Origin of the sequence: Pseudidiomarina mangrovi (assembly GCF_003999375.1) — a bacterium.
GTDB lineage: Bacteria > Pseudomonadota > Gammaproteobacteria > Enterobacterales > Alteromonadaceae > Pseudidiomarina > Pseudidiomarina mangrovi.
In genome coordinates this window covers 140,249-166,915 of the sequence record NZ_RJLC01000014.1, presented here as the reverse complement: position 1 = coordinate 166,915, position 26,667 = coordinate 140,249, and the positions used below count along the sequence as shown (strand labels likewise).

The 26,667-nt window shown below is 50.8% G+C and carries 26 protein-coding genes and 1 tRNA gene; 11 read left to right on the top strand and 16 right to left on the bottom strand.

Features of this window, described 5'->3' with window-relative positions; translation table 11 throughout:
- Positions 1-4: 4 nt before the first annotated feature.
- The gene (locus EFO84_RS06555) at positions 5-403 is read left to right on the top strand and encodes a hypothetical protein (RefSeq protein ID WP_127347248.1); all 399 of its coding nucleotides are present in this window, start codon (positions 5-7) and stop codon (positions 401-403) included.
- 5 nt (positions 404-408) lie between these two features.
- Positions 409-1,206 carry a DUF547 domain-containing protein gene (locus tag EFO84_RS06550; RefSeq protein ID WP_127347247.1) on the top strand — a complete coding sequence of 266 codons (798 nt, stop codon included), beginning with the start codon at positions 409-411 and terminating at the stop codon, positions 1,204-1,206.
- Between the two features lie 32 nt (positions 1,207-1,238).
- Here the strand turns inward: EFO84_RS06550 and EFO84_RS06545 are convergent, their stop codons facing one another.
- Genes EFO84_RS06545 through EFO84_RS06535 form a run of 3 tightly spaced genes read right to left on the bottom strand, consistent with a single transcriptional unit; the run spans position 1,239 to position 3,039 of the window.
- A complete protein-coding gene (locus EFO84_RS06545; RefSeq protein WP_127347246.1) occupies positions 1,239-1,769 on the bottom strand; it encodes a CC0125/CC1285 family lipoprotein in 531 nt (176 codons plus the stop codon).
- Positions 1,766-2,512 carry an RT0821/Lpp0805 family surface protein gene (locus EFO84_RS06540; RefSeq protein ID WP_127347245.1) on the bottom strand — a complete coding sequence of 249 codons (747 nt, stop codon included), beginning with the start codon at positions 2,510-2,512 and terminating at the stop codon, positions 1,766-1,768. Before EFO84_RS06540 ends, EFO84_RS06545 begins: the two co-directional genes overlap by 4 nt.
- Positions 2,509-3,039: an RNA polymerase sigma factor gene (locus EFO84_RS06535; RefSeq protein WP_127347244.1), complete on the bottom strand. Its 531-nt coding sequence runs from the start codon at positions 3,037-3,039 to the stop codon at positions 2,509-2,511. Before EFO84_RS06535 ends, EFO84_RS06540 begins: the two co-directional genes overlap by 4 nt.
- Positions 3,040-3,181: 142 nt before the next feature.
- Here EFO84_RS06535 and EFO84_RS06530 point away from each other — a divergent pair, with 142 nt between their 5' ends.
- The gene (locus EFO84_RS06530; protein ID WP_127347243.1) at positions 3,182-4,546 is read left to right on the top strand and encodes a S8 family serine peptidase; all 1,365 of its coding nucleotides are present in this window, start codon (positions 3,182-3,184) and stop codon (positions 4,544-4,546) included.
- Here EFO84_RS06530 and EFO84_RS06525 read toward each other — a convergent pair.
- Entirely contained in the window at positions 4,524-5,444 is a 921-nt protein-coding gene (locus EFO84_RS06525) for a surface lipoprotein assembly modifier (protein WP_127347242.1), read from the bottom strand. The genes EFO84_RS06530 and EFO84_RS06525 overlap by 23 nt on opposite strands.
- Before the next feature lie 61 nt (positions 5,445-5,505).
- Complete coding sequence (locus EFO84_RS06520; RefSeq protein WP_127347241.1) at positions 5,506-6,126, bottom strand: hypothetical protein; 621 nt, start codon at positions 6,124-6,126, stop codon at positions 5,506-5,508.
- Positions 6,127-6,241: 115 nt separating this feature from the next.
- On the opposite strand from EFO84_RS06520, the gene EFO84_RS06515 reads away from it, so the two are divergent.
- The gene (locus EFO84_RS06515) at positions 6,242-6,979 is read left to right on the top strand and encodes an endonuclease/exonuclease/phosphatase family protein (protein WP_127347240.1); all 738 of its coding nucleotides are present in this window, start codon (positions 6,242-6,244) and stop codon (positions 6,977-6,979) included.
- 172 nt (positions 6,980-7,151) lie between these two features.
- On the opposite strand, the gene EFO84_RS06510 is transcribed toward EFO84_RS06515, so the two are convergent.
- Positions 7,152-8,276, bottom strand: coding sequence for a type 1 glutamine amidotransferase domain-containing protein (locus EFO84_RS06510; protein ID WP_127347239.1), 1,125 nt, complete (start codon positions 8,274-8,276; stop codon positions 7,152-7,154).
- 136 nt (positions 8,277-8,412) lie between these two features.
- Between EFO84_RS06510 and EFO84_RS06505 the strand changes: the two genes are divergently transcribed.
- The 5 genes from EFO84_RS06505 to EFO84_RS06485 all read left to right on the top strand — a co-directional run bounded on the left by EFO84_RS06505 (position 8,413) and on the right by EFO84_RS06485 (position 13,479).
- Entirely contained in the window at positions 8,413-9,798 is a 1,386-nt protein-coding gene (locus EFO84_RS06505) for a S41 family peptidase (RefSeq protein ID WP_127347238.1), read from the top strand.
- On the top strand, positions 9,795-10,484 hold the full coding sequence (locus tag EFO84_RS06500) for a response regulator transcription factor (RefSeq protein WP_127347237.1): 690 nt from the start codon (positions 9,795-9,797) through the stop codon (positions 10,482-10,484). The genes EFO84_RS06505 and EFO84_RS06500 overlap by 4 nt, the downstream gene beginning before the upstream one ends.
- A gap of 10 nt (positions 10,485-10,494) precedes the next feature.
- Complete coding sequence (locus EFO84_RS06495; RefSeq protein WP_205701953.1) at positions 10,495-11,739, top strand: sensor histidine kinase; 1,245 nt, start codon at positions 10,495-10,497, stop codon at positions 11,737-11,739.
- A gap of 128 nt (positions 11,740-11,867) precedes the next feature.
- On the top strand, positions 11,868-12,176 hold the full coding sequence (locus EFO84_RS06490) for a hypothetical protein (protein WP_127347235.1): 309 nt from the start codon (positions 11,868-11,870) through the stop codon (positions 12,174-12,176).
- On the top strand, positions 12,166-13,479 hold the full coding sequence (locus EFO84_RS06485; protein ID WP_127347234.1) for a type II toxin-antitoxin system HipA family toxin: 1,314 nt from the start codon (positions 12,166-12,168) through the stop codon (positions 13,477-13,479). The genes EFO84_RS06490 and EFO84_RS06485 overlap by 11 nt, the downstream gene beginning before the upstream one ends.
- Here EFO84_RS06485 and EFO84_RS06480 read toward each other — a convergent pair.
- The 3 genes from EFO84_RS06480 to EFO84_RS06470 form a co-directional block, all read right to left on the bottom strand.
- Complete coding sequence (locus EFO84_RS06480) at positions 13,476-14,114, bottom strand: glutathione S-transferase N-terminal domain-containing protein (RefSeq protein WP_164742393.1); 639 nt, start codon at positions 14,112-14,114, stop codon at positions 13,476-13,478. The genes EFO84_RS06485 and EFO84_RS06480 overlap by 4 nt on opposite strands.
- Before the next feature lie 22 nt (positions 14,115-14,136).
- On the bottom strand, positions 14,137-15,603 hold the full coding sequence (locus EFO84_RS06475) for an MBL fold metallo-hydrolase (protein ID WP_127347232.1): 1,467 nt from the start codon (positions 15,601-15,603) through the stop codon (positions 14,137-14,139).
- Between the two features lie 124 nt (positions 15,604-15,727).
- Positions 15,728-16,855 carry a helix-turn-helix transcriptional regulator gene (locus EFO84_RS06470; RefSeq protein WP_127347231.1) on the bottom strand — a complete coding sequence of 376 codons (1,128 nt, stop codon included), beginning with the start codon at positions 16,853-16,855 and terminating at the stop codon, positions 15,728-15,730.
- 149 nt (positions 16,856-17,004) lie between these two features.
- On the opposite strand from EFO84_RS06470, the gene EFO84_RS06465 reads away from it, so the two are divergent.
- The gene (locus EFO84_RS06465; protein ID WP_127347230.1) at positions 17,005-17,688 is read left to right on the top strand and encodes a hypothetical protein; all 684 of its coding nucleotides are present in this window, start codon (positions 17,005-17,007) and stop codon (positions 17,686-17,688) included.
- Between the two features lie 7 nt (positions 17,689-17,695).
- On the opposite strand, the gene EFO84_RS06460 is transcribed toward EFO84_RS06465, so the two are convergent.
- The 4 genes from EFO84_RS06460 to EFO84_RS06445 form a co-directional block, all read right to left on the bottom strand.
- Entirely contained in the window at positions 17,696-17,965 is a 270-nt protein-coding gene (locus tag EFO84_RS06460) for a hypothetical protein (RefSeq protein WP_127347229.1), read from the bottom strand.
- Between the two features lie 142 nt (positions 17,966-18,107).
- A tRNA-Arg gene (locus tag EFO84_RS06455) sits at positions 18,108-18,184 on the bottom strand.
- A gap of 103 nt (positions 18,185-18,287) precedes the next feature.
- Complete coding sequence (locus EFO84_RS06450) at positions 18,288-19,427, bottom strand: GGDEF domain-containing protein (RefSeq protein ID WP_127347228.1); 1,140 nt, start codon at positions 19,425-19,427, stop codon at positions 18,288-18,290.
- 86 nt (positions 19,428-19,513) lie between these two features.
- Positions 19,514-21,067: a serine hydrolase gene (locus EFO84_RS06445; RefSeq protein WP_127347227.1), complete on the bottom strand. Its 1,554-nt coding sequence runs from the start codon at positions 21,065-21,067 to the stop codon at positions 19,514-19,516.
- 186 nt (positions 21,068-21,253) lie between these two features.
- Between EFO84_RS06445 and EFO84_RS06440 the strand changes: the two genes are divergently transcribed.
- Positions 21,254-22,801: a leucyl aminopeptidase family protein gene (locus EFO84_RS06440; RefSeq protein WP_127347226.1), complete on the top strand. Its 1,548-nt coding sequence runs from the start codon at positions 21,254-21,256 to the stop codon at positions 22,799-22,801.
- A gap of 20 nt (positions 22,802-22,821) precedes the next feature.
- Here the strand turns inward: EFO84_RS06440 and EFO84_RS06435 are convergent, their stop codons facing one another.
- Genes EFO84_RS06435 through EFO84_RS06425 form a run of 3 tightly spaced genes read right to left on the bottom strand, consistent with a single transcriptional unit; the run spans position 22,822 to position 26,661 of the window.
- Positions 22,822-23,865, bottom strand: a complete 1,044-nt coding sequence (locus tag EFO84_RS06435) for an alanine racemase (RefSeq protein ID WP_164742392.1) — start codon at positions 23,863-23,865, stop codon at positions 22,822-22,824.
- 37 nt (positions 23,866-23,902) lie between these two features.
- Positions 23,903-24,508, bottom strand: coding sequence for a redoxin domain-containing protein (locus EFO84_RS06430; RefSeq protein WP_127347224.1), 606 nt, complete (start codon positions 24,506-24,508; stop codon positions 23,903-23,905).
- A 23-nt stretch (positions 24,509-24,531) separates the two neighbouring features.
- A complete protein-coding gene (locus tag EFO84_RS06425) occupies positions 24,532-26,661 on the bottom strand; it encodes a protein-disulfide reductase DsbD family protein (protein WP_127347223.1) in 2,130 nt (709 codons plus the stop codon).
- Positions 26,662-26,667: the final 6 nt, after the last annotated feature.

Here is a 26,667-nt window from a genome sequence, read left to right as displayed (position 1 = left end):
CATCATGACGAGTATTCTTGAACGAAAATTGGCTTGGGCTTTACTGGGACTGCGTATCGGTATTTTCATTGTTATGTTTATTTGGGCGCTGGACAAAATCATCAACCCCGCTCATGCGGCTGCTGTTTTTGCAGGTTTTTACGGGATCAGCGACCTATCGAGTACCTTGGCTAATGTCTTAGGTGGCTTGCAGATTGCACTGTGTTTAGCATTTTTAGCGGGTGCCTGGAAAACCTTCACCTATGGCCTAATTTTGGTGTTGCACGGTGTTTCAACATTATCATCGTTCCCGCTTTACCTCGATGCCTTTAACAACCTCTTATTCTTCGCGGCATGGCCTATGTTGGCGGCGTGTATCGCATTATTTATGTTGCGTCAGTACGATACCAAGTTGTCGGTTTAAGGCGTATGCGTTATGTCATTCTTGCGCTACTGCTGGTCGCTAACACGGCCCTGGCAGATGCCTTTGACCACCAGCATAAGCAGTTCACAGAACTGCTGCAGAAGCATGTGGTTAGCTATGATGAGCAGCGCAAATCAGCGGTGGATTATGCCGCCTTAGCGGCTGATAGCACGCAATTGCAGCGCTACCTAACTAGCTTATCGGCGGTTTCAAGCGGCCACTATGACGAATGGACCGATGCTCAACAGCTCGCGTTTTTAATCAATGCGTATAACGCCTTCACCTTGCAATTCATTGTGCAAAACTATGATCAATTCGCCTCCGGTGAGGCTGATTCCATTCGTGATTTGGGTGGGCTGTTTAGCTCACCGTGGCAGCAAGAGTTCTTTGTATTACTGGGGCAACAACGCAGTTTAGATTGGCTAGAGCACGAGAAAATTCGCGTCGATTTCACCGAGCCGCGTATTCATGCCGCGCTCGTGTGTGCCGCCTTAAGCTGCCCTAAATTGCGTACAGAAGCCTATCAGGCTGACGTGTTACAGTCACAACTCGAAGACCAACTGGTGACTTTTTTAAGTGATCGGGATTATCACGGCTTCGACGCCGATGGGTTGTATCTGTCGAAGATTTTTGACTGGTATAACGACGACTTTGAAACCGGCGGTCGGCTTGGCTTGTTGCAGTATTTTCAGCCTTATGCCCGGATCTTAACCGATGAGCAATTATCGCAATTGCCAATCACCACGCGATTACGCTTTGTGGATTATGACTGGACATTGAACAGTGTCGATAACATGCGCTAGGTTGTTAAACCTAGCGCATCAATAGAGAGCATTTATTCGCTTTGTGCGCTTGGGCTGAGATGTCGAATGACTTCAATGGCATCAAAGCTGGCATCGGTATCTGGGCGAATACCCTGGCCGAGTTTTATCTCAATAATACTTTGGATATCGCCCGAGCGGTCGCCGCCAATGTGGATACCGGCGCTAAATTCTTGGCTCGGATATGAGGCGGTTGTGCAAGACACTAAGCCGCACCGCGTCACCACATCGCGCGAGTTGCTATATCCTAAACCAGCGCGCGTGGTGAGCCGCTCATTATTCAACAGGGTCTCGCGATGGGTGATGATGAACCAGTCGTAGCCTTGCTCTAGCGTCACTTCAGCGGCCCGTAATAGCGCATAGTCCATGGCTTTTTCAGCATCGGAGCCGCGCGCTTTAAAGCTGACGCGTAGCTGCGTAGCACTGAGCTTAGTCGCTTGATAGCCATAGCCAGAGCCCTGTGCGGCTCGATACTCGGGTTGCGAACTACAAGCCATCAACAGCATAGTTATAATACTTACAGACATCAGTTGGATGATTTTCATAGTGATTCCTCCTTGGCTGCGTTGGCACCCCATTGGGCGTTAATAACAGCGTTTTCTGTTGCTTCAGTAAAAGGCGCAGAGGCCATTATTGAATCTAAAACCGGGTCAAGCATTTGGTCGCTCGACGCGGTTTGATACCCCTCATTGACCATCACCTGAAAGCGTGTTGCTGACGCGACGGTCTGCCAAGTGCCGTTATCACGGCATTGAATAGCGGTGGTTATACTCTGTTGTTGCTGATTCTCCAGTTCATAGTGACGGCAGTACTGGCCGTTATGATGCTTAAACAGTAGTTTCGGTGTCATGGTTAACGTTGATCCAAGCGGGTACGATTGCCCACTGGGTTGCGTTTCTAAGACCTGTTCAACGGCTTGAGCTATGCGTCGATCATTATTGGGGTTTGCCATCTGCGCCAAGCCTAAGCCACCGGCAAGGCCAACGACCATGGTTAAACTAGCCGCCATAGCAAGGTGACGTTGCGCCAGTTGGCGTGCTTTCTGCCATGGTCCAACAATAACCTGTGCCGGCTGGTGTTCTGCCAACAATTGATGAATGCTATCGGCCATCGGAATTTGCTGTTGCTGCTCGACATGTTGGTAAATGCGCTCATCCACCATCACCATGGCTGCTAACAACGCCGCCGCTTGCTCATCATGCTCCAGTAATTGGCGGACGTGTTTGGTTTGTTCAGCATCGAGCTCGTTGTCGAGAAATGCAGATAATTTTTCGGCATCAATAGTCATGACGAGGCTCCTAATTGGTGTGCATTCGGGCTACTCGTGGTTAGCCCCATCACTTCCGCTAACTTGACACGAGCTCGCGCCAGGCGGCTCATAATGGTTCCGGTGGGAACCCCCAGTATGTCTGCCACTTCACGATAGCTCAGTCCTTGTACCGCAATTAAAGCAATAATAGTGCGTTGCTCTGCTGGTAATTGATTGAGTGCCACGTCGACTTGGCGTAATTCCCGCTGTTCGCTGAGTTGAGCTTCACCGTCAGCGCAGGTGGCTTCTTGTAATTCCGGTTGTAATGCGGCTTTTTCTCGTACTTGCCGCGCTCGATGTTCGTCTAGCCAGAGATTGCGACAAACCGTAAATGCCCAAGCCATTAACTCGGCTTGCTCGGGCACTCCTCGGCTGAGCAAGCGCTCTAGTGTCGATTGCACCAAATCATCGGCATCGGCGGCGCTTCCGCACAACGATATGGCAAATCGTCTTAGCGCTGGCAGCAGTTCACGGAGCTGTTGTTTTAATTGTGGTGTGGTGTTCATTGCTTCGCCTCACAGTCATTGCATATTGTCACTATGCTATGGTGATAACGTTTAAGTGAACCACTTATTCCAACTATTCGGGAATTTTTTTGCTGCCGGCACGTTATCCTTTGACTAAAATCACCAAAGCACCTTGGGGGACATGATGAACGATGCTCAATTAAAACGGCAAAAGATGCTTGGCATAGCCTTGGCGGTCAGCCAGGTCATAGCGATTTTTATGGTGCCTCTAGCGGGCGCCCAAGCGTTACCACCGTTGTTGCCGGAGGTGATTAAAACGACTGAGCAAATTGGTCGGCAAACCGAGCGTTTGATTCGCGATCAAAGGCGGCATAACGAAGAATTGGAACAGCGTTTGGCAACCCCAATTCAGGTGGTGGAATTGCTCACAGATAGTGCCGTGAGAACGTTGCGGGACAATGTCGGTAACGCATTACTGACGGAGGTAACACAGGCTAACGATGATATTGTGATTGCCCAAGAATGGTTAATTGCAGCGAACGCTGAGGTGTACGCAGCGCTTATCGCCCTTGGTGCTGACTTGGTCAGTGATAAGCAATTGGGATCACTTGGTTTGCGTGTGATTCGTTTTCGGGTGCCACAGCATCTCGACTCGGCCGCCCAACTGAAATACTATCTGCCGGACAGTGGGCACGCTAGTTTAAGCAGGCATTTCGTTTATCAAAGCCAAACCGCGCCAGCGGATGGCAACGGGCCAGTGCTGGAACAAAACCAAGCCTGCGCGAGCAGACTAAAGATTGGCATGGTTGACACTCAGATCATGACTGAGCATGGCGCCTTTGCACATCAACCTATTGTGCAACGTTCATTTATTGATAGCAGACTGCAACAGCCTAAAGCGCACGGTACCGCAGTAGCCGGGTTGATGGTTGGTCGTGATGATGGTTTCACGAGCTTAATTCCTAACGCCACCGTTTATAACGGTGCCATCTTTCATCGTCATGATGCGCTGCAACAGGGAGCTGCCCTGATATCGCTGCTTGAGGCGTTGAATTGGCTAGCCGAACACGATTTGAAGGTCATTAATATGTCATTGACCGGGCCGCATAGTCCGCTTTTGGCTACTGCGGTTAGCCACCTGGCGAGCCAAGACATAGTGTTAGTAGCGGCGGCTGGAAATCAGGGCCCCGCGGCTCCCGCGTTATTCCCAGCGGCTTATCCAGAGGTCATCGCGGTGTCGGCCAGTGATGGTCATGGTGCCATTTATCGATGGGCTAATCAGGGTGATCACATTGATTTCACCAGCCTCGGTGTGCGGGTAGTGACGGCAAGGCGGGATGGCAAAATTGGTGTTGAAAGTGGAACCTCAATGGCGGCTCCTGTGGTCGCAGCAGTTGCCGCCTGCTGGTTAACCGAACAACCGCAAGCCACGCTGGCCGACGTACGTGAATTTCTTGAAGGCATTGCCGAGGATGTTGGGCAGCCAGGCCATGACCGAGTCTTTGGCCATGGCCTGCTGCCAGCTAAAACTGCACTTTTAGATTGAGGCTGGCCGTGGTTTCTTGATAGTCGGCATCAGCAAAGTTTGATTGATTGTCGACATAGTCCAGCTGCGGTATGAGTTGAAATGAATCATTCAGCGGGATCTGCCACTTGGCTGACACTGTATGACGTTGCTCGGTGCGCGCGAAAGTTTCATCCGGCATCGATTGAAGATAGTCGCGCTGTTCTAACTGCCAACCCAGCTGCCAGGTATGCTCGCGCCCCCACAGCGGCGCCTGAGTCTGCCAACGCACACGCACGCTGGTTCCGGTATAGTCAAATTGCGGGTTAGTAGCGCGTTCGTCGTGGTAGCTGTAGCCCGCGGTGATGAAGCTCTTGGCTGACTCAGTAAACCAATAAATATCTGCGCTGACGGCGTCTGCGGTAGCATCCCGCTCACTCAGGTTAGCAAAGCGCTTATCAATGGCGTCGTAAGCGAGTCGGGTGAACCATTGTTGCCCCCAAATCCGCGATAGATAAAAGCTATCTTGTTGGTAGCGAAGAAAGTCTTCAGCGGCCAGTTTAGCCTTAGCATGGTGACGACTTACCCCTAATTTAACCCAGTCTAAGTCGTAACTAATGTCACTGTTAATCGTGGTAATGGCTAGGTCAAACTCATCGAATTGTTGATAAGCATAGTTGCTGTGGTGAACACCCGCTTTGACTTCGAGTGCTTGCCATGGGCGCCATTGCACACCGATTTGCGCTTCGCTGACGAACGCTTGGTCAGCCCGTTCGGTATTTTGGTCAAGTTCGCGAATGTTCACATTGCTATCGTATTGATAACCCAGTTGGGCCTGAGCGTTCCAGTCAATATTCGGTTCATTGGCGTGAACGAGAGTGTGTGCTCCCAACAGGGTTAGTAGTGAGCTGGTGGCGGTAACAATAAGTTGGCGATTCATAAAAACCTCCGCAGATAAGTGGCAGCCGACAACGTGGTCGGCTGCCTGATTCAAGAGCGAGTTAGATGCCTAGGCCACCGCGAATGGTATTGCGAATTGTGGCATCAATGGTTGATTCCACGACGGTATTGACGGTGCCTTGAACGGTTTCACCAACGAGTTCTTGCACCGCTACAGTGGATGCAGTATTAACCGTTGATTCAACAACCGCATCAACGTTATTGTTGATAGCAGCGTTGACGCCATCTAACGCAACGGCGGTGGTTGCGGTCGCTGATGCCAAGGCATCAGTAGCCAGTGCCGTATCGGGTAGCTCAAGTTCTGGTAGCTCAAGTTCAGATAGTTCAAGTTCAGATACCTCTGAGCCATCTAATAGCGGAGCTGGGGCAACGGGTTGAGGGTTATCTTGCTCGATGGGTTGTTCCATCTCATCGCTGCCATCACCTTCAACGTCGCCTTCAACATCGGCAGCGGCTTGTGCTTGCACTGAAGCATTGGCTTCACCTTGGGCGCTCAGTTGTTGGTCGTCTTGGCTGTCGGCCCGCACCGACTGTTCAGACGAAGCCGTGGCTGAGCCAGTTACTGAGGCATTGATCGATGCTGAACCAATGTCAGCCCATACAGAGGTAGAAGTAAACGCTAACGATAAGGCTAAAACACTAGGTTTAATGAACGTATTCATGGTCTTTCTCCTGTTATGTCACAATGACATCAGGATAACGATTTACCTGACGAGTTATTCCGCGTTGGTTATGTAAAGCGTAGGTAAAGGCTTAATTTTTCAACAAGGTGGCAATGTGCTCAAACCCAAAGTAGTGATCCCTCAGCAGTTCCGGCACGAGCACCCCATTGTTCAAGGTGAAGCCTTTGGCGTGCTGTGCTGGAATACCCAGAAACTTACTGAGACACCGCAATTTCAGCGGACTTTGGCGCGGGTTTTAGCTGACTTTCCGAGTTTATTCTTATTGCTGCAAGAGACTAAGCTGAGCGCCAAAGAAAATTGGCTACACCCGCATTGGTCGTATGCGGTGGCACCGAATATGCAAACCCGGCGCTTTACCTATGGCGTGCTGACCGCCAGCCAATATCTGTTTACCGAGGCGCATGCGCGGCTGAGTAAAAAACGCGAAGGCATGTTCGCTACTCATAAAAGCTATATGCTGTCGCATCACGCATTGGCAGCCGGCGGTTCATTGTTGGTGGTGAATGTGCACGCCATTAACTTTGTTGGTACCCAGCAGTTTTCGCAAGAAATGGAGCTAATCAAACACGAGTTATTAGCACACCGAGGGCCACTGATTGTGGCCGGTGATTTCAACGTATGGAGCCGTCAACGCCGTCTACGCTTGCTGCAGTTTTGCCGCAGTATCGGCCTTAAGCGCGCCATCATGGCAGACCCACAGCACATTAAAGCCTATCGGCAACATCCGCTGGATTTTATCTTCTACCGTGGCCTGTCGCTACTGCAAGCAGCAGCAATTGATACCAGTACGGTGTCTGATCACAACCCGCTGTATGCGCGCTTTATGTTGTAGCGGTAAATGGCGCACCCGAGAGGATTCGAACCTCTGACCTCTGCCTCGCGATATAAAACTTTCTGAATTTCGAAAAATCTGAGTTTACAGGTGGAATGAATTCCACCTGTAAACACCGCTGATATGTATTTCAAGGATCGTACTTCGCAATTCGAGTCTAGGCAGACCGAAATCAAAAAAGCGCTTCAAGTTTTTCGAGATTCGCATGCCCTGCAAACTTAGCTTTAAACTCTTCGAAGATTTCGAGAGCGGGCTCACGCTGACCTTGCTCAAGCAAGTTAAGAATGAGTTGCGTGTCGTACTCCGGATGCGAGAAGTACTTGCGAATAGTTTGCATTAGCACAAGTTCGCGAGGCTTGTCCGGTTCATCGGCTATGCGGTAAGCGTAAAACCCGTACAGAGCCAGATAGTTCATGTCGTAGTTATCAACATTGCGGGCGAGTGCTAGGTCGAGCGTTGCAGAACCCGTCTCGCGAGCAGCAGAAATAAGCGTCATTGTTGCTTCGTCATGGAATGGTTGACGCGCTTGCAGTGGCAAGTCAAGAGCTAACACTGTGGCTTCAGCTGCTTTGGCGACGGAACCAGGGTTTTGCGCGGTGATTAAATTTCCGTCTACCGCAATATAGGGCAGCATCGGTGCATTATTGACGAAGATAGATCCGCGTTCTTTTAGCTTATCTTCAAGCAAGAACGGGAAATGCTCGATATGCTCTGCTGAAAATGCATGTTCCTCGGTATTCGTGAAGCTATTCATGCGCTTGCCATCGACAAACCAACTACCGTCGTTGTTTTGCAAATTCACCAACGCGGCCGGGCCGTGACAGACCGCAGCAATAGTCATATCGCTATTGACCACTGATCTGAGTAGCTTTTGCGTTGCGGCATCTGCAGGCAGATCAATCATGGCGCCTGAACCACCAATAATAAAGACCGCATGGTAATCGCTAAGGTCTACATCTGTCGGCGTTAGAGTATTCTCGAGTTGATTCAAAGCGAGCTTTTTGAATCGCTGAATATACGCTAAGTCGTCTTTGTTATTCTTCACCAATACCGCGCCACCTTTGGGGGTCATGATATCGATCCGAATACCATTGTCGTGCAGCACCAAATAAGCTTGGGCGAGCTCTTCTAGATCATAACTGAGTTCCGGCGCCTGTTCAGTTCCGTTGCTCGAAATCAGCATAAGTACGCGCTTGTCACTAGATTCTTTGCTGGCGGTTTGTGCCATGGCACTACTGAGGTAACAACTGCCCAGCATCAATGCTATTCCGGTTAAAAATAAGATTACATTTTTCATTGAATGTCTCCTGATTAAGATTCTCGAGCATCTTAGTTAGGAAGCTGTCGTGAGAATGTGAAGAGAATTTGTTCAGCCTCGACAAAGTCTTCACATACGTTTGTGTAGCTTATGCACCAAGCTACAGGAGACGATCATGAACACATTTAAAGCGATACTATTTCTCACAATTTTTCTGCTTGGTGGCTGCGCGCAATCCCATTTGGATATTTTTCCGGAGCTAGAAGACCCTAGCTTAATGGACCGAAAAATCTCGGTCTCACAACTTCATCAAGATATTGAAGCATTCGTGGCTGGTGTTCAGGCAAGGCATCCTGATTTCGACAGCTATGCTGACCAGCAAGCGATACAGCAGAGTGTGCTTAAACTTAAGCAACAAATCGATCAACCACTAACTCGTGTCGAGTTTTTTCGTTATGTCGGGCAACTGTCGCATTTGTTTAATGATGGCCACAGTTTTTTAATTTGGCCTTATCAAGAATACGCTGCAGCAGTCGACGCCGGAATCCAGCCATTTCCTTTTGCGGTAAAGGAGCAAGATGGTTCTTTGTATCTGGCTCGAGATTATAATTTAGTTGCTGATAATGAATCTAAAACGCTTGTATCTGGAAGCCGGATTATCTCGATAAATGGCGTGTCAGCTGAACAAATCATAGCGCAAGGTCAGCACTTCGTCGGCGGTGAAACGCAACACCTTCGAGAAGCTTTTGTGGCAGCACGCTTTCCCTATATTCTATGGGCAGTGTTCGGCATGATTGGTGATTTCGAATTGGTGGTGCAACACGAAACCCAAGTAAACTCGGTTGACGTGAACAGAGATCAACAGTGGCAGTCGCAAACCGGGCAAGTTGCTAACACCGATTTAGAATTGCAAATCCGAGAACCTAATCTGGCCTATTTGCGCGTGGGTTCATTCGATGTCGATCCAGAGCAATTCGCTGATGACATTGCTGATCACTTTTCGACTATCAAGCAGCAAAACATTCAGCATCTGATCATCGATATTCGCGATAACACCGGCGGTAACACCGATACCGCGACTGAGCTTGCAAGCTACCTTGCCGAGGCACCCTTCAAGCTAGTGTCGCACGTTACCGAACGACTCAACGAGGACAATCGCGGCTGGTTCGGCTATAAAGGGAGTGCAGGTGACATGATTCGCACGCCATGGACTGATGAAGTGAGTCCCAAAAGCGAAGCAAGGCGCTTTACCGGCAATGTCTATGTACTGATTGGGCCGGTAACCTATTCAGCAGCCATTGTTTTCGCAACGACAGTGCAGGACAACGAAATGGCTACACTCGTTGGTGAGCCAACTGGCGGCTATGCTAATCAAACCGCACAAGGGAATTTATTTAACCTGCCGCACTCGCAGCTGCGCGCGTATGTGGCCACCCGACTGTTGGTGCGCCCGAATGGCGCGACTGAGGTTACGCCTGTTGTTCCTGATGTAATGGTACAGCCCGACATGGCAAGCGGCAGCGATACAGCGCTGACAAAAATAAAGGAGCTGATGCAATGACCACATTAACGGTCTTGCTAGTCGAAGATACCTTGGCTATAGCAACTGAGGTTTGTGACTACCTTGAAGAGCAAGGCGTGCAAGTCGACTTTGCCGCGACCGGACGGCATGGATTGCAATTAGCGCAAGAGCAAAATTACGATGTGGTGATTTTGGATGTGATGTTGCCCGACATGACCGGAATTCAGGTCTGCGAGAGTATTAAGCTGACCTGCGACCCAATACCGCCGGTACTGTTGCTCACTGCGCGTGACAGTATTTCCGATAAGTCTGTCGGCTTCGCGGCGGGTGCCGATGACTATCTAACCAAGCCGTTTGATTTGCAAGAGCTCTACCTGCGCTGTCAGGCGCTTTCGCGTCGGCAACAATTACACCAAGCGCAAACGGTGAAAATAGGCGAACTCGAAGTCAATGAGCGGCAGCAGTGGGCGCAACGTGAGGGGCAATTACTCAAGTTGAGCAGCACGGATTTTGCGATTTTGCTGTTGTTGGTCCGAGCCTATCCAAATGCGGTAAGTAGGCAGCAAGTTATTAGCAAGGTTTGGGGCGATGATATGCCTGATAGCGATGTGTTGCGTTCGCATATTTATACTTTGCGGCAAGCGTTGGATAAGCCCTTCGCCACGCCGATGCTCGCTACCCTACATGGGGTGGGCTTTCGGTTGCAAACCAGTGAGAGTGAATAGCAAAGTGAATGTGACCGGAAAAAGCACGAGTATCAATCGTACTTTACAGACCGCAGTCGTAAGCTTCGCGCTTATACTTGCAGTCTGTTTGGTGGGCTTGCTTATCGCCTACGCCTATGTGGTTGAGGACAATGTCTTTAATCGACTCGTAAATAGCGAAGCGACTTATCTTGAGCAAGTTTATGTCGAGGAGGACCGGGTTGCCCAGCCACGCTTTCCGTTTATGACGGTTTACGCAAGTTGGCAAGAGTTGCCGGCGAGCGTGCAAGAGCTGCACGTACGCTCACCTGAACGCGTTGAGTTTCCGACCGAAACTGGTGGGACGCTGCATGTGCAAGCCCTACAATTAGGCGGCAACGAATGGATTCTTGCCGCCGACGTGACTGGCTTTGAAGTGTCGCGAGATTATTTACCACGCTTGGTGCCCTGGATCGGCTTGATCTTTGCCACCGTCCTCGGCGCCGCGTGGTTACTGAGTTTCTATTTAGGGCGCAGCATCACCCAACCATTAACGCGCTTGTCCAACAGCTTTAAAACGTCAAGCGACACCGCCACGCCGATAATGCTGCCCGCGCATTTACCACCTAACGAAATTGGTTATCTCGCAGAGGTGGTAAAAAGCAGCGTCGATAAACTGCAGGCTGCACTGCAACGTGAAGCCGATTTTACCCGCGATATTAGTCATGAGCTGCGCACGCCAACCACCGTTTTAAGGTTTCTGGTTGAGCGCCTTGATGACGCGAAAGGGCTGAGTGAACAGCAGGGCAAGCAGCTGAGAGAAATGGTTGCGCGTATTGAAGAAACCACCACAGTGCTGCTCGCACTAGCACGCGAAGAATCGGTAAAAACTGAATCATTAGGCCTGTTGGCTGAGCTGGAAGCCTGCGTAGTGAGGCATCGAAAATTATCAGGTCGCGACGATTTTGAGCTGACTATCAATGTACCTGGTAGCTATCGTATTCATGCCAACCAGAATCTGCTGCAGCTAATGCTGACCAACCTCATCAATAACGCAATAGAGCATGCGAGCGAACAGATGCTGCATATTGAGCTGAAGGAACACGCATTGCATTGGACCAATCCAGTAGGCGATCAAACTCCAGAAAATGTCACTGAAACCAGCGTAAAAGGGCCTGCTAGTCAAGGTCTTGGGCAAGGACTACATTTAGTGAAGCGAATCTGTCAGCTCACGCAATGGCAGCTTGAGACAGTGGTTGAGCCGCCAATTTTTCGGATAATAGTTCAATTTAAATGACTAAAATAGAGATTCACGCATAAAAATACGCTTTAATGTACTTCATACAATATAAGTTTGCTATATTAAACTAAATAGTAGATATTTATAACATAGTTCATTAAAAACAACTTTAGTTGGTGAAGTATATGAAAAGTCACATCACAGATTTAAAACAGCAGACGCGCAGGCTTTTGCAAGAGCTCGAGCGAATCGAGGCAGCCGAGCTTGAAAATAAAGAGTTATTTCCGCTGTCTGAATTAAAGGATCGTGTGACTCAGTATGTGAAAGAAAACGATATTACCATCGACACCTTTTGCGACTTGGCGATGATAAGCAAGACAACACTCTACGCTGCATTTAATTCACCAAGCTCAACAAAGTGCTCAACCATTGAGTCAATTATCGCTGTATTTGGCAACTATAAATTGTATGTTGGCCGCTCCGATGCACGTTAATCGTATCGCGACCGTTTTCGTCAACGGTGTAAAGGCGGGCATACTCACCGAATATCGGGCCTCGCAGGACTTATCTGCTCGTGAGTCTTATACGTTTGAGTATGCACCAGAATACTTACTGGGCGGCGCACCAATTGGGCATCATCTTCCGCTCGCAAAGGCCCAGTATGAGTTTGATTCCTTACCGCCTTTCTTTACCAATTTACTCTCAGAAGGTTGGCTAAGAACTCACCAAGCACAGAAGGCACGACTTGATAAAAGCGATGAATTTGGGTTGTTGTGCGCCAATGGCGAAGAACTCATTGGTGCCGTATCAGTAGTCGCGGGTGAGGTTGAAACGTTACCAAGGCAGCGATTTGTTCAACTGCCAATACCGAAACCAAGCACATTGAAAGACAAAGGCGTCACCATTGTTGGCACGTCACGCTCATTCAATGACTACGCTGTTGACCACGCCAACGGACACTCCATATCAGGTGTGCAGCGAAAGCTGATGATGAAACTTGAGGGTCAACAACTGGTGCCAACGACGCGTGGCGGACAATACATTGTCAAACCCGCCCCCGAAGGTGTTCCGCATTGCCCTGAAAACGAGTTTTTTGTCATGAGCTTAGCCAATAAGATTGGCCTGAAGACGGCTGAATGTGGCCTTGTACCCTTTGAAAACGGGGAACTCGCTTATGTGACGAAGCGTTTCGATATTCTCAGCAAGGATGAGCGTTACTTTGTCGAGGATGGCGCTTCTTTATGCTTGGTGCACCCAAAGCATAAGGACAGCGATGCGTTAAGTTATGAAACCGTTTTAAAAAGGCTAAGTGAGACCTCAGGAAACAGCAAAGCGGTAACGCTCAACCTATTCTTACAAGTCGTTTTTTCATACCTTGTTGCGAACAATGATTTGCACTTAAAGAACTTTTCTTTGATGCGCAAACCTTCCGGACAAGACGCAACGATGGTTAATTTAACGCCCATCTATGACGTACTTAGCCTCGCACCCTATCCCAATTTTGATCGCGCTTGCTTTATGTCGATTGGTGTTCTCGCAACCGAAGAAGGTGATGAGGGTTATTTCAGTGACTCCTGCGAGCAGTTTGGCTTTTATACCCAAAGCGACTTCGTGCAGCTTGGTGTGAATATAGGCTTACCGCAAGCACTCGTGGAGAAACAACTCAAACAGCTCATGGGTAAGCTATTAAAGGTGATCGAAAGTGGTTTTCGAACGCCGCTACCGGACCAAATGTACGCAACGATAACGGACCGTATTCGTGAACGCTGTCGCGCGTTGGAGCTGACTTTGCGTTAGGCGACGAGAAAAAACGGCCATTGCTGGCCCTTATGACCAGTGTAATTTTGCGTGAGCTGTTGATAATAGGGATCAGCAGTTAGCGCATCATTGAGCTGCAGTAATTCCTCAAAGCGATAATCATGCAAAGCATCAGATTGGCCGATAAAACGTGCAATGAGTATCATCGAGAAAACCAAAACTAAACCCACGTTCACTTCGACCTTCCCTGTGTTAACCAACAAATGGTCAAGCAGTACATCAACGCTTTTTTGGTAGTTCGTTACGCCGGCCTCACGCATGAAGTCACTTTCTTGGCTGGGGCCAAATTGGCGCTCCAGCAGGTTCGCGCGAAACAAAAAAATCAGTGTCGCTTCAAAGTCGCAATCGCCCAGGCGAAAAAGTTTGGCGTCCGTGGTGCGGTGCCAGTCGTGTCCCAACAACCGCAGTATAATCAGCAGCGAGTCGCTAAGGACTTCCTCTTTAGTGATGAGCGTGGGAACTTGTAACTTAGGATTATGCTCAAGCAGCAAGCGGTCACTTTTCAGAGTATCCCAAGTGAGCAAGTGCTCACTATGATCCATTTCTCTTTGCAACATTAACCACTTAATTGAGCGTGAGAATGGCGAATCGACAACCCAGATCAGTTTGTTCATTTGTGCTCCTATCGCTAACATCTTAACCGTTTACGCAAATCGTGTAGCCTGGTGGGCAGGTTTTCGGCGTAAAATCGCGTGTCCATTGCGTTAATTCTTCCATGCTGAATTGGCGCCAACCACGAATATCTACTAGCGTCTCTACTGCAATATTGAGCTCATCGAGAGCGTCAGCAAAGCGCACCATGTCGTGATAGATCCGTGGTTTTGCGGTTTTTAAGTCGGTAACGTAATGGTCTTCTGCCAGCACCATTTTAGCTGCCGGCAGGTAGGCTAGTAAGTAATGGCGTGCGTGTGCGGTCGCGATATCAATTAGCTTCAAATCACCTAACGAAAATGTGGCTCGTGGCGGGACGACAATGACTTGGCTGTCAGTCACATCTACAGCCACATGGCCTAAAATAGTCGCTCGATGTTGTTCAGCAACCACTATTGTCGCACCCAGCGCTATGGCGTGATCTAAGCCGCGAACGTTGGCATTATGATGATGTGTGACGACAAAGTAGTTAAGAGGTTTCGCTTGTTGAGAGAGCTCTTTCACCGCAGCGAAATTCTCTGCTAAGGCATCTGCGGAACCCATCGCAATATAATGATCAGGCTGTTCAATAAACACCGTAAGTGCGCGACCTGAGCCAGCTTGATACACGCCATCGGAAATCATTTTGGCTGTTAACTCTGAAGCGTCAATCGTTTCGCCCCAAGGGGTAAAATCGTCAAAGCCTTGAAAGGCGGTTTCGAGATCTGGATCAAGTTCAATGGCACGGTGAACTGAAGTTAAGCGCAGTTCGCCATTGACAAAGAAGTTCATGTCGCGAGCAAAAGCGACTTTGCTATCGGTACTGTGATTGGCAAAAACATAAAGCAGATCGCCGGCGCGAGGGTGCTGGCGCAGCAGCTTGTGGATAAGCCCATTTGCGTTGTCAATGAAGTAGGTATAGCGCTCGCCGGAGTCGGTTACGTAGGTCAGTTTTTGTTGCAAGCGTCCACGGAAATAGTCATCGCCAGCATAGTCTAGCTCACCTTTCAGACTCGCCAAGCGTCGAGCATGCAACGTATCGCTACTGCGTTCTAGTGACGCTCCAAGGCGTGCAAAAGTAGCCCAGTTTTGTTCGGAATATTTTTTATGCAGGATGTCGAAAACGATGGTTTGATCACCTTGCTGAATCCACTTTTCCAAATCTATGGTGGTTCGCGGCACGCGGTAAGACAGCAAGCTTTTGCGCTGTCCCACGAAGTCTATTGTCAGTTCTTCATTGATTCGCCATAACTCGGGAATAGTGGGCGTTTCACCTTCGCCAGGCCACGGGCCTTTGTTGTAATCAATTACTTTAATGCTGTCGGCCTGTAAGAGCACATCACCGCCATAGGCCGCGATCACTTTCTCGATAATGGCTTGCGTAAAAGTGTCCTTTGGAGTGGTTGTCTGGGTGGCTGCTGGCAATGCTTGAAGCAGGGTAGAGGCCAGAATAACTAAGATTACTTTTTTCATGATTCTTTCTTATCGGTTTCGCGAGCCGGTGAGTGTGGCATAGCAAATGTCAGTTTTTTGTGAAGCGATAGTACGGGGTGCAAACAGGCGTTTCGTCCTTCCCACCTAGGAAGGACAGCGTGCATTAGGGGCAATTCGCTCGGTATTTGCTTGGGGTCTGATTCAGGTAGTTTTTAAACGCTTTATAAAAAGCCGAGCGGGAGTTGAAACCTGTCGCGTAGGCAATGTCCAGCACGGAGTGATCTGACGTTGTTAGCAACTGGCACGCGTTGTCGATTCTGGCTTTGTTTATAAAGTCAAAGAAGGTGGTACCGAGGTGTTGCGACAATGTTTGGGAAATATACTGGGGTGGTTCAGCGACATGTTTCGCCAGTTTGACCAGACTTAAGTCTGATTCCAGATGAACCTTGTCTTGCGTTACTGCGGTTTCTATCTTTGCTGCAATTCGCAGCAAATCGGTTTTGCGCAGTGCCGAGCGTTCATAGGCTTGTGTTTTTATCACTTGCGCTATTTCAGTATTCGTTTCCTGTGTCTCACTGAACCCAGGGTGCTGTTTGATACCGTTGTGAGCGACTAACCACACGATAAGCGACAACAGAATTAACACTCCGGTTTCTGAGAAACCGAAGTGAGCAAGTCGATTCTCTACGGTGAGCACAATCAAAGCGTACATCCAGGTCAGGAACATCAGAGCCGCGGTGATAATGACCCAGTTGAGTTTGCGTCCTGACTCGTCGGCGTAGATAAGCCGGATGTTTTTGTGGTAAGCCAGCGTCCGACGAAAAATACTGAACACGTAGCCGCAACTGAGTATGAACCAGAGCATTAGAAAGAAAGCAAACGCCATAGCTAAAGTGATGAGCCATGGTGTTTCGACCGGCTCTGACGAGAAAAACATCTGCTGAAAGTCGCTGCTAGGAAGTAGTGCGAGCGCAATACTCAGACACAACACCACCGGTACAATGGCAAAGTGCTTCAACATCGATGGTTTCCAACGCCAGGAATCTGTGGCGATAGTTGCGTCGTGATAGAGCCAAAACGCCGGAAGCAAAAGGAAAAAGACGACAGGAATAAAACTCACGTAAAGGTGTACAAGATTTGGCGCTAACTCAAACACCACAGCACCCGAGGATAAATAAAAAAGACAACTGAGAAGCAGGAGCAGAGGTCCCCTCGATCGGCGCTTAGGAATATGAAAAATAGCAAAGCCTGCCACAGCCATGGCTATCGAAGAAAAAAAGATAGCTAACATAAATGTCGGTACACCTACCTGAAAAAAATCAGCATAGCACAGAGCTTGCCCAAACTGTCTTTCCTACGTGGGAAGGACGAACGGGCTGCAACCATCTCGTATTATCGTCTCATGAACGTTGATTTTTAGTAACGAATATGAGGTTCAGTATGTCGATTGAAACGATGCGTCACAGTCAGGTAAGTGATTCGAAACTATCTCGCTTTGGGGCGCTCGCATTCTTTTTAATGCCAGTGTGCTATCTCGGTATGTTTATTATCTTTGGCGCATTGCTTGCGATTCCCCAAGGCCCGGATATCAACGAGAGAATTATTTATGTAATGACCGAGCAGGATCTCATTGGTATTGCTTACCTGTTGGGCTACTTCATTTTTGGATTTTTATTACTCGTTGCGGTGCAAGCTATCCATAACAGGTTGTCGGGCGTAAGTCGGCATTTACTCAACAGCTCCAGTCTATTTGGCTTCATCTGGGTCGTGCTCATGATGTGCGCAGGAATGATTGCCTTGGTGGGTATGAACACCATGATCACAATGTACGCAAAAGACCCACAGGCGGCGGCAGTCCTATTTTATAGCTACACCATGATTGTGAATGCGCTTGGCGGTGGAATTGAAGTGGTCGGCGGTATGTGGGTGCTTCTTTTAAGTATTGCTGGGCTGCGTTCGCCTATATTTTCAAGGTTGCTATGTATTGTAGGCTTATTCGTCGGCGCATTTGGCGTCCTTACGGTTTTTCCAAGTTTGCCTTTTATGAAAGAAGCCTTTGGATTAACTCAAATCGTTTGGTTCGTGTGGGTCGGAACGGTGATGTGTCGCCACAAGGATAGTTAAACATGCGTCACTTGATTTTCTTGCTGGCCACGGCGTAGATAAGCCGGATGTTTTTGTGGTAAGCCAGTGTCCGACTAAAAATACTGAACACGTAGCCGCAACTGAGTATGAACCAGACCACTAAGAAGAAAGCAAACGCCATAGCTAACGTGATAAGCCATGGTGTTTCGACCGGCTCTGAAGAGAAAAACATCTGCTGAAAGTCGCTGCTAGGAAGTAGTGCGAGCGCAATGCTCAGACACAACACCACCGGTACAATGGCAAAGTGCTTCAACATCGATGGTTTCCAACGCCAGGAATCTGTGGCAATAGTTGCGTCGTGATAGAGCCAAAACGCCGGAAGCAAAAGGAAAAAGACGACAGGAATAAACAATAAAACAAGTGTTAGTGGTTACTATCTTGAAATGACTTACTATGTATGGCGCACCCGAGAGGATTCGAACCTCTGACCTCTGCCTCCGGAGGGCAGCGCTCTATCCAGCTGAGCTACGGGTGCTTAGAAAGGAGCCGCTTAACCTGTTGATTAAGCGAGAGCGGCATTATAGTGTCGTGTCGCGCTGCTGTCTACCGTCTAGCTCGCAATTGGCGCTGGTGCGCAGCTAGTTTTCGCTGTGTTCGGCCGCAGTTACCATCACTAATTGATTACGGCCAGCTTGTTTGGCGCTATATAGAGCTTGGTCGGCATCGGCTAGCAGCGCTTGCAGCGACCGCGCAGTGGTGCCGGCCCAAACGCCGCCAATACTGATGCTAAGGGCAATCATGGTGTCGCCGTGGCGATAGGGGCTAGCGTGAATGCGCTGACAGAGGCGTTCACCAATGGCTTGCGCGCGGGCATGGTCGGCTTTGCCGAGTAACACCGCAAATTCTTCGCCGCCAATACGCCCAATCAGATCGTGTTCACGCAATTCCGCCTTTAAGCGCCGTGCCACCCAGCGTAAGCAGCGGTCGCCAACGGCGTGGCCATGCTGATCATTAATGGCTTTGAAATGGTCCAGATCGATCATCATCAGGCTCACATTGTCCTGATTGGCGTAGGCCAACTCCAGTAAAAGCGGTGCTTCAGTAAAAAATGCACGCCGGTTGGAGAGCTGAGTGAGGTCGTCTAAATGGGCCAGTCGGGCCAGGCTGTCTTCACGCTGAACAAAGGTCAACAATGGGAATAACAACGCCGTGGCGGTGGTCAAAATAATGTGGCTAACTACCGCCGCGTGGAACCATTCGGTAATACCAACCAACATGAACACAGCTTGGCCAACCATCACCAGCGCATGCGCCACGTACACCCAAAATAGTAAGTGCAACGATAAGTTAGAGCGACTCGGTTGATAGCGCACCAGCCATGCGCCGCTAATAAAGCAACCGGCAATCACCAGCGAGGCAAAGCTGGTTAGGTAACGCAGTTCGTCAATAACCAGTGCTAACATGACGGCGCTGCTAAGCAGCACGGCAACGCTGATGCGGGCAGCGTGCAACAGCGGTTTTTGGAAAAATTGCAGGATGCCAAGCAGCGCCAATAGCGGCGCACTAATCAGCAATAAATCGGCCAGCCAGTAGGTTAACCATGGCTGGTCGATAAAGTTTCGTGCCGCCACAAAGATCCCAGCGAGCACAAACACCCAACATGAAAACGCCCAGTAGCGAAAACACACTTGCCGGCGCAGCTGAAACACCACCAGCATGAAAGCACCTAGCAACAGGTTAATCAGTAAGGTGACGCCAATTAGTGTGGGTAAATGCAAACACGAAACTCCATCATGTTGATATGAGCATCAGCATACAACACAATGGAGTTTCGCCACCACTAATTCGTTCGCTGCAGCGGCTACTAGCGCTTAATCAGCTTAAGATTGTGAAAGTCAAAGCTGAAGTCGGTAAAGGGGGCTACTGCTTCCATGCGGGCGCCGCGTACTTCGCCGTCTTGCAGCTCAAAATGGACGAAGGCGTCGGCTTCTAACAGACGCTCGTTCCAGCGTGCAACAAAGGTGTCGCCTTGATAGTGCTCGAGCGTGCCGAGTAGCAACGGCGAATGAGCAAAGCGAATGGTCAATTGGTCGTCGCCATGCTGGGCAATAATGATGTCGCCATACCAGTTGTCGCTGAACAAACCGCTATAGTCAGCAATGTCTAAGCTCGCTGCGCTGCCATCGCCCGGAGCAAGTACAAATTCCCCTTTCTCTGCCATCATGTCTTGGTAGCTGGCTTTGGCGCTGGCGAAATGATCGTAGTCCGGCAAGTCCAGCAACTGTTCTAAGGCCTCGTTGGTGATGGCGGTTAACGCATCAAATGCCTGTTGGTTGCTCATCACGGTAATGGCAAAGTCATGCTCGGGAATGATGGTCGTCAGCGATAGCATACCGAGAATACCGCCACTGTGAGAGATGTGCCGCACACCATGGAAGTCTTTCACGAACCAGCCTAGGCCCACACCACGAAAGTAAGTGCCATCTGCGGCCATGCTGGGGCCAACGGACAGCGGTGTAGTGAGTTGCCACATAGTTCGTTGCGATTCTGGGGTAAAAAGTGCGTTGCCGGTTGGGCTCTCACCTTCGTTGAGTTGGGTCAGCAGCCACTGGCTGAAGTCGTTGGCGCTGCTGGCAAGCGCGCCGGCCGCGGCAAAGTCTTCTAGATAATCGAGGGCAAAAGGCCTCAGTTCATCGCCTTGTTCAGCGCGAATTTCGGCGTGGCCAATGGCAAAGTTTTGCTCGCCGCTGGGTATTTTTGAAAAGCCAATCACCGAGCGTTGCATGCCCGCCGGTTGCAGTAAATGCTGCTGCACATAGTCAGCGTAGGGCATGCCACTCACTCGGCTGATCACTTCGCCAGCTACCACAAACATCAGGTTGTTGTAGGCAAAACCCTGGCGCAGATCGCGGGCCATAGGTACATGGGCAAGCCCGGTCAAAAGATCAGCCGTGGTCTTATCGGTGGCCGGCCAAATCATCAAATCACCAGCGCCTAAGCCCAGACCGGTACGGTGGCTAAGCAGATCGCGCACGGTGATACGGTCGCTGATGGTGCGATCACTCAGGGCAAACTCGGGAATGTGTTGTACCACGCGGTCATCCCAATTTAGCTTACCTTGCTCAACCAGCTGCGCTATGGCCGCAGCAGTAAAAGCTTTGGTGTGGGAGGCTACGCCAAACAGGGTATCGGCGTTGACTGGATCGCCGGTTTGGACATTCCGAATACCGAAGCCCTCAGCTACTAACACCTTGCCATCTTTCACTACCACCACCGCAAGGCCGGGAATAGTAAAATCGTGCAGCGCACGCTGGGCGTTGTCACGCACGCTATGTACCGAAAATGATGTTGGCTGGCGCGGATAAAAAATCCCTACCGCCAGCGCCACGACGAGTAGCACCACAACTAACTTACGCATGAGTTTTTCCTTCACCCAGAGGTTGGTGCTTCAACATACCGATCACGGCGTGTGGTTGCAATGTTAGGGCGTCGGATAACTATCGCACCGAGTACGCAATTAATCGCGTGTGCATACGAATTTGCTTGTCTTTAGCGACCAAATTACGCAATCTTGGCGACAAAATATCACTAGAGGAAGCTCCGTATGAAGTTCATTCGTGCAATTAGTGCGCTACTGGCATTGGCCTTAGTGGCGCCAGTAAGTGCTAATTATTTGAATACCAAACATGTGTTTGGTGATGTGCACCAGCGTAATTCAGATACCTTAATTGTGTTGGTTCCTGAGGGCGTCGAGCCGGTAGTTGCGCGTTGGCCGAGCAATGCCCAAAACCACATCAAAGGTGCTGCGTCGGTTGCTGAGTTCACCGGTAAAGCCAAGCAAGTAGTTGAAGTGCTGGCGCCCGTTAACCTGGCTAATAGCCGCGTATGGTTGGTCGGTGTGGGTGAAGGCGGCGCTATGAGCCGTGCCGATGCCGAACTATTGGGTGCTACCTTGGCTGCCAAGATGGCTGGCAGCAAGGGTATTGAGCGCGTTCAAATTGAGGCGCGTTTAGTAGCTGATGTGGCGACCAGCAGTACTTTAGCGGCAGCCATTGCGCACGGCATGGATCTACGTAATTACCGCTTTGATCGGTACAAGAGCACACCAGAAGCGCGGCCAAGTCAGAGCATCTATTGGCAGGTTGCCGACCCAGATGCGGCAACTTCGGCCTACCAGCAAACCACAGCCATTGCTGAGGGTGTATTTGTAGCCCGCGACATTACTAACTTGCCGGGTGGTGATGGCTATCCAAAAGCCATTGCTGACATGGCTGCGGCGGCAGGTAAAGCTGCTGGAGTGAAAGTCACGGTGTTGAACCCTGAGCAAGTGAAAGCTGCGGGTATGGGCTCTTTGTATGGGGTGAGCCAAGGCAGCCAGCATAAAGCGCATTTGTTGGTGATGCATTATGAGGGCAGCAACGACCAACCCATTGCTTTGGTTGGCAAGGGCAATACCTTTGATACCGGTGGCTATAACCTGAAAACCTCAGGCGGTTCTATTTTACGCATGCAAACTGATAAAGCTGGCGGTGCAGCGGTAGTTGGTGCGGTATTAGCTTTAGCGCGTCAGCAGGCCGAGGTGAATGTGGTGGGTGTGGTGCCATTGTCACACAACCTGATTTCTGGCGAAGCGATTTTGCCTGGTGATGTGCTTAAAGCGGGTGATGGCACCACCATTGAAGTGGCCAGCACTGATGCTGAAGGCCGATTGATCTTGGCCGATGGCATTTGGTACGCACGGGACAAATTCAAGCCGCGTGCCATTGCTGATATCGCCACCTTAACGGGTTCAAAAGTAGGCGCGTTGGGCAGTGAATATTCGGCGGTGTTTACTGCACATGACGATATTCTTGCAACCATCACCGCGGCGGGCAAAGCGACGGGTGAAATTGTTTGGCAATTACCATTAGGGCCATATAACAACCCAATTCGTAGCCATTTAGCCGATATCAAAAATACCGGTTCACCGGGAGCGCAAGCGGGTGCGTTGTTCTTGCAACACTTCGCCAAAGACACCCCGTGGGTACACATTGATATGGCCGGTAGCGCCTTTAGTGAGAGCGCCAGTGGCTTAGCGCCAGCGGGTGCCAATGGTTATGGCGTACGCTTGTTAACTGAGTGGGTCAAATTATACTCAGCAACGGCAGAGTAATTCAGAAATACGGTGCCAGATCAGTTGATGATCTGGCACTGTCCTTGGCTGGCGTCCATGACCAAGCAGGAATGCGCTGGCACAATCACCAACACCTCACCTAAACGCAATTGCGCAATCTGTTCAGCCGGCATACGTATTTTGCCGTGTTCTTGTGATAAGCCAATTAGCTGTGCTTGTGGCAGCGGTTCACCCCAACCATCGGGGCTGGTTTGCATCACTTGACCATAAACCGGCTGGCCGTTGATCAGCACAAAATCCTTACTAAAATGCACCGCACCGCCATGCACCACCACTTCACCGCGTTCTGGGTAACGGGCTATCACTGGGCAGGCTAGTGCCAAGGCTACCTGCGACCAGTTGCAGGCGCCAATTTGCTGTTGCATCAAATCATAGAACACGTAGTTACCAGGGCGAATTTCATCGGCTCCGGGGAATTCGCGCATACGGCTGCAGGTAGGGGTATCACCCACACTAATGCGTAATTGCTGGCGCGGAAAGCTGAGTTGATCCAGCAGCTGCGCAAGGGCACTGAGGCTGTGCTGATGCACGGCGGCAATAGCGTCGTCGCCACGGCTGCTATAACTGTTGCCGGCATGCAGCAGTAGCCCCAACTGACGAACATTGCTGAGCGCCTGAGCGCGGTGCAGCAGGGCATCAATGCGTGCTACTTGGGTTATCGCTAGGCCAGTGCGCCCATAGCCGGCATCTAGTTCAACATAAATGTCTACCGGTGCTTGCACAGCGGCCACAGTGTCTAGCGCGTCTTCATGCTCTATGGTGAGACCCAATCGTAGCTGCTGGGCGAGTTGTTGATAGTGGCTGAGCGCGCCCGGGTTGAGCGGAATCGCAAGCAGTATATCGCGCCAGCCGGCGGTGGCGAACCGCGTAGCCATGGCGACCGATGACACCGCGATAGCGGTGCTGGGGGCTGGCCCAAACCATTCCCCAATAGGCACCGATTGATGGGTTTTAAAATGCGGGCGCAGGGCTACCTGAGCAGCCGCTGCGGTTGCTTGCATGGTGCTAATATTAGCCACCGCTTTGCGCTTATCCACCAACACGGTGGGCGCGGCGACGGTCGCCAGCAGGGTCGTGAAGTTAGTCAGCGTATTTCACCGTGCAGCCATAAGGGCGGCTGATGCTGCGCTCAACGGTTTCACCAGCCAATACTGCGCGTGCCGCAGTGGCAAAGTACGGGTCGGCTTTAGCAACGTCTTCATGCTTTGCTGTCGGCAAGCTATCAATACCACCGGCATAGCGCAGCACGCCGTTGCTATCGATCACGTACATGTGCGGGGTCACACGGGCGTCATAGGCGCGCCCCATTACCCCATCACTATCCAATAACACTGCGGTGGGTGCGGCGTTGCGATCGGCGGTTAGTTGGTCGGCTTGCGCTGACGAGACAAAGCCTTGGGTGCCTGGAGCGGACGATATAACGCTCAGCCACACCACGCCTTGCCCAGTCATTTCGCGCTGCAAGCTTTGCATGTTATCGGTTTCATAGTGCTTTCTCACGAACGGGCAGTCATGGTTGGTCCATTCCAACACCACAGTTTTGCCGGCAAAGTCACTTAAACTATGAGTGACGCCTTTACTGTCAATCACGGTAAAAGCTGGTGCCGGCTGGCCAATTTCGGGGGTAGCCCAAGCGCTGGTGGTGATCAGGGCTGCGGTTAATAGGGTCAGTAGTTGCTTCAACATGGGTCGTGTCCTCAAGGTCAAATTCATGGTGATACAAATTGGGTGATATGCTCACGCACTATCGCCGGGGTTAACAATTGTGGCAGTATCTGCGGTTCTTGGCCGGGCCAATAAAGTACATATAACGGTACGCCATTGCGCGAAAATTGGCCCAAATACTCAGTAATAGCGGGATCTTGTAGGGTCCAGTCGCCTTTGAGATAGGCAATAGTGTGTTCGGCGAACAGCGCTCGTGTGGCCGCTGTGTCTAATGCTACTTTTTCGTTGGCCAAACAGGTGATACACCAATCGGCGGTCATATTCACGAACACTGGTTGCCCAGCTTGCTGCAATTCACTGAGCTTGGCGGCGCTCCAAGGCTGCCAGTTCTGCTCGCTATCGGCAGCTGTCGCAGTTTTACTTGGTGCTTGTGCAAACTGCAATGAAGCGGCCAATGCCAGCAAACTCAAGCTCATCAATGCCAGTGTTAGCAGTCCGCCGGTAATGCTCGGTTGCGGTTGCAGTTGGCGTAGGCCCAACCACCACAACATGGTGGCCATTAGTACGGCGGCGATGAGCAGTAATGCCATGCTATCCACCCCGGTTTGCCGGCCAAACACCCATATCAGCCACACCGCGGTCAGGTACATGGGTACGGCCATCCATTGCTTAAAACGCTCCATCCATTGGCCGGGGCGGGGTAGCCGCTTAGCTAGCGCCGGTATCCAGGCAATCAGCAAGAACGGCAGGGCCAAACCGAAGCCGAGCGCGGCAAAAACCGATAGTGCCACCAGCGGTGGCTGCACAATGGCAAAGCCTAGCGCTACGCCCATAAAGGGTGCGGTACAGGGGCTGGCAACGACCACCGCCAGCACGCCAGTGGCAAATGAGCCACGCGGGCCATGCTCAGGCTGGCTGGAACCGCCAAGGCCCATGAGCCGCGTGGCTACTTGGTACAATCCGCTCAAATTCAAACCGATGGCGGTAAAGAGCAATGCCATAGCGGCTATCAGCCATGGATTTTGTAATTGAAAACCCCAGCCCAAGGCTGCGCCGGTTGCCCGCAGTGCCAACAGCACGGCCGCAATGGCTAAGAAACTGATGATGACCCCAGCGCTATACCACAGCGCATGGCTGCGCCGTTGGTCGCCGCTATTGGCCATGCTCAGCGCTTTTAACGATAACACTGGGAAAACGCACGGCATCAGGTTCAGCATCAGTCCGCCGAGTACCGCAAACAACAGCATCAGTGGCAAATTTGTTAAAGGGGCAGGCGGTTTAACCGCGGCGTTAACTGCCAGCCCCTTAACGTTAAGTGCCTGCCCCTTAGCTTGTTGGGTGGCGTTGAGTAGTACGGCGCGTTGGTCGCTGACTAGTAGCAGGGGAATGGTGTCGGCAACACCGCTGTAAAAGGTGTTCTGTGGGCGTTGGATGAAGACGGTGTCGTCACTGACAAAGACCGTACCATCGGTGGCGTGCTCGACCAGCTCGCCGGCGCCAACAAAGGCGTAAAAACTGTCATCGCTGGCCATGGCCGCGGCATCAGCATGTCGCACCGCGATAGTGACTTGCTTGGCTTGAATATCAAAGGCTGCTGGCCAATCAGCACGTTCAGGCAGTTGCGCTCGTGCACTGGCAAAACTATCGCGCTGGCTTGGTGCTAAGCTGGTTTCTGCGCCAACCGGGAGTGTCACCGACAATTCGGCAAAGCCAGGAATGCAGTAGTCTTCGCACACCAACCAATCGGCCCGTACCGCCAGGGTATAGTCGCTGGCGCTGTAATCAGCTGGAACAGCAATATCGGTCAATAAATAGGTATCACCTTCAAACCCATAATTAGCGAGCGGACCAATCCTAAATTTGTGGGCAATCGGCCATTGAATGGCGCCGGCTTCACTACCGGCGGGCAATTGCCACGCCAATGTGGTCGCTAGACCAGAGTCGCCTGGGTTGACCCAATAGGTGTGCCAACCGGCGTCCGGCATCAGTTTGACTGCCACGGTAAAGCGCTCGCCAGCGGCAACCTGCTGGGCTTCACTCAGCAATTGCGCGCGAAGTTGCGGCTGCTCCACAACAGCACTGGCAACTTGGGCCGCTGCGGAGCTGGACAGCAGCAAAGCAAACGCTAACAAGGCGTTACTGAGCAGGGTGAGCCATGATTTGGTCGCTGACATATTAAC

Coding starts and splice junctions, on each gene's coding strand:
- EFO84_RS06555 (WP_127347248.1), top strand. CDS start 5: ATGACGAGTATTCTTGAACGAAAATTGGCTTGGGCTTTACTGGGACTG.
- EFO84_RS06550 (WP_127347247.1), top strand. CDS start 409: ATGCGTTATGTCATTCTTGCGCTACTGCTGGTCGCTAACACGGCCCTG.
- EFO84_RS06545 (WP_127347246.1), bottom strand. CDS start 1,769: ATGAAAATCATCCAACTGATGTCTGTAAGTATTATAACTATGCTGTTG.
- EFO84_RS06540 (WP_127347245.1), bottom strand. CDS start 2,512: ATGACTATTGATGCCGAAAAATTATCTGCATTTCTCGACAACGAGCTC.
- EFO84_RS06535 (WP_127347244.1), bottom strand. CDS start 3,039: ATGAACACCACACCACAATTAAAACAACAGCTCCGTGAACTGCTGCCA.
- EFO84_RS06530 (WP_127347243.1), top strand. CDS start 3,182: ATGATGAACGATGCTCAATTAAAACGGCAAAAGATGCTTGGCATAGCC.
- EFO84_RS06525 (WP_127347242.1), bottom strand. CDS start 5,444: ATGAATCGCCAACTTATTGTTACCGCCACCAGCTCACTACTAACCCTG.
- EFO84_RS06520 (WP_127347241.1), bottom strand. CDS start 6,126: ATGAATACGTTCATTAAACCTAGTGTTTTAGCCTTATCGTTAGCGTTT.
- EFO84_RS06510 (WP_127347239.1), bottom strand. CDS start 8,276: ATGAAAAATGTAATCTTATTTTTAACCGGAATAGCATTGATGCTGGGC.
- EFO84_RS06505 (WP_127347238.1), top strand. CDS start 8,413: ATGAACACATTTAAAGCGATACTATTTCTCACAATTTTTCTGCTTGGT.
- EFO84_RS06500 (WP_127347237.1), top strand. CDS start 9,795: ATGACCACATTAACGGTCTTGCTAGTCGAAGATACCTTGGCTATAGCA.
- EFO84_RS06490 (WP_127347235.1), top strand. CDS start 11,868: ATGAAAAGTCACATCACAGATTTAAAACAGCAGACGCGCAGGCTTTTG.
- EFO84_RS06485 (WP_127347234.1), top strand. CDS start 12,166: ATGCACGTTAATCGTATCGCGACCGTTTTCGTCAACGGTGTAAAGGCG.
- EFO84_RS06480 (WP_164742393.1), bottom strand. CDS start 14,114: ATGAACAAACTGATCTGGGTTGTCGATTCGCCATTCTCACGCTCAATT.
- EFO84_RS06475 (WP_127347232.1), bottom strand. CDS start 15,603: ATGAAAAAAGTAATCTTAGTTATTCTGGCCTCTACCCTGCTTCAAGCA.
- EFO84_RS06470 (WP_127347231.1), bottom strand. CDS start 16,855: ATGTTAGCTATCTTTTTTTCTTCGATAGCCATGGCTGTGGCAGGCTTT.
- EFO84_RS06465 (WP_127347230.1), top strand. CDS start 17,005: ATGTCGATTGAAACGATGCGTCACAGTCAGGTAAGTGATTCGAAACTA.
- EFO84_RS06460 (WP_127347229.1), bottom strand. CDS start 17,965: ATGTTGAAGCACTTTGCCATTGTACCGGTGGTGTTGTGTCTGAGCATT.
- EFO84_RS06445 (WP_127347227.1), bottom strand. CDS start 21,067: ATGCGTAAGTTAGTTGTGGTGCTACTCGTCGTGGCGCTGGCGGTAGGG.
- EFO84_RS06440 (WP_127347226.1), top strand. CDS start 21,254: ATGAAGTTCATTCGTGCAATTAGTGCGCTACTGGCATTGGCCTTAGTG.
- EFO84_RS06430 (WP_127347224.1), bottom strand. CDS start 24,508: ATGTTGAAGCAACTACTGACCCTATTAACCGCAGCCCTGATCACCACC.
- EFO84_RS06425 (WP_127347223.1), bottom strand. CDS start 26,661: ATGTCAGCGACCAAATCATGGCTCACCCTGCTCAGTAACGCCTTGTTA.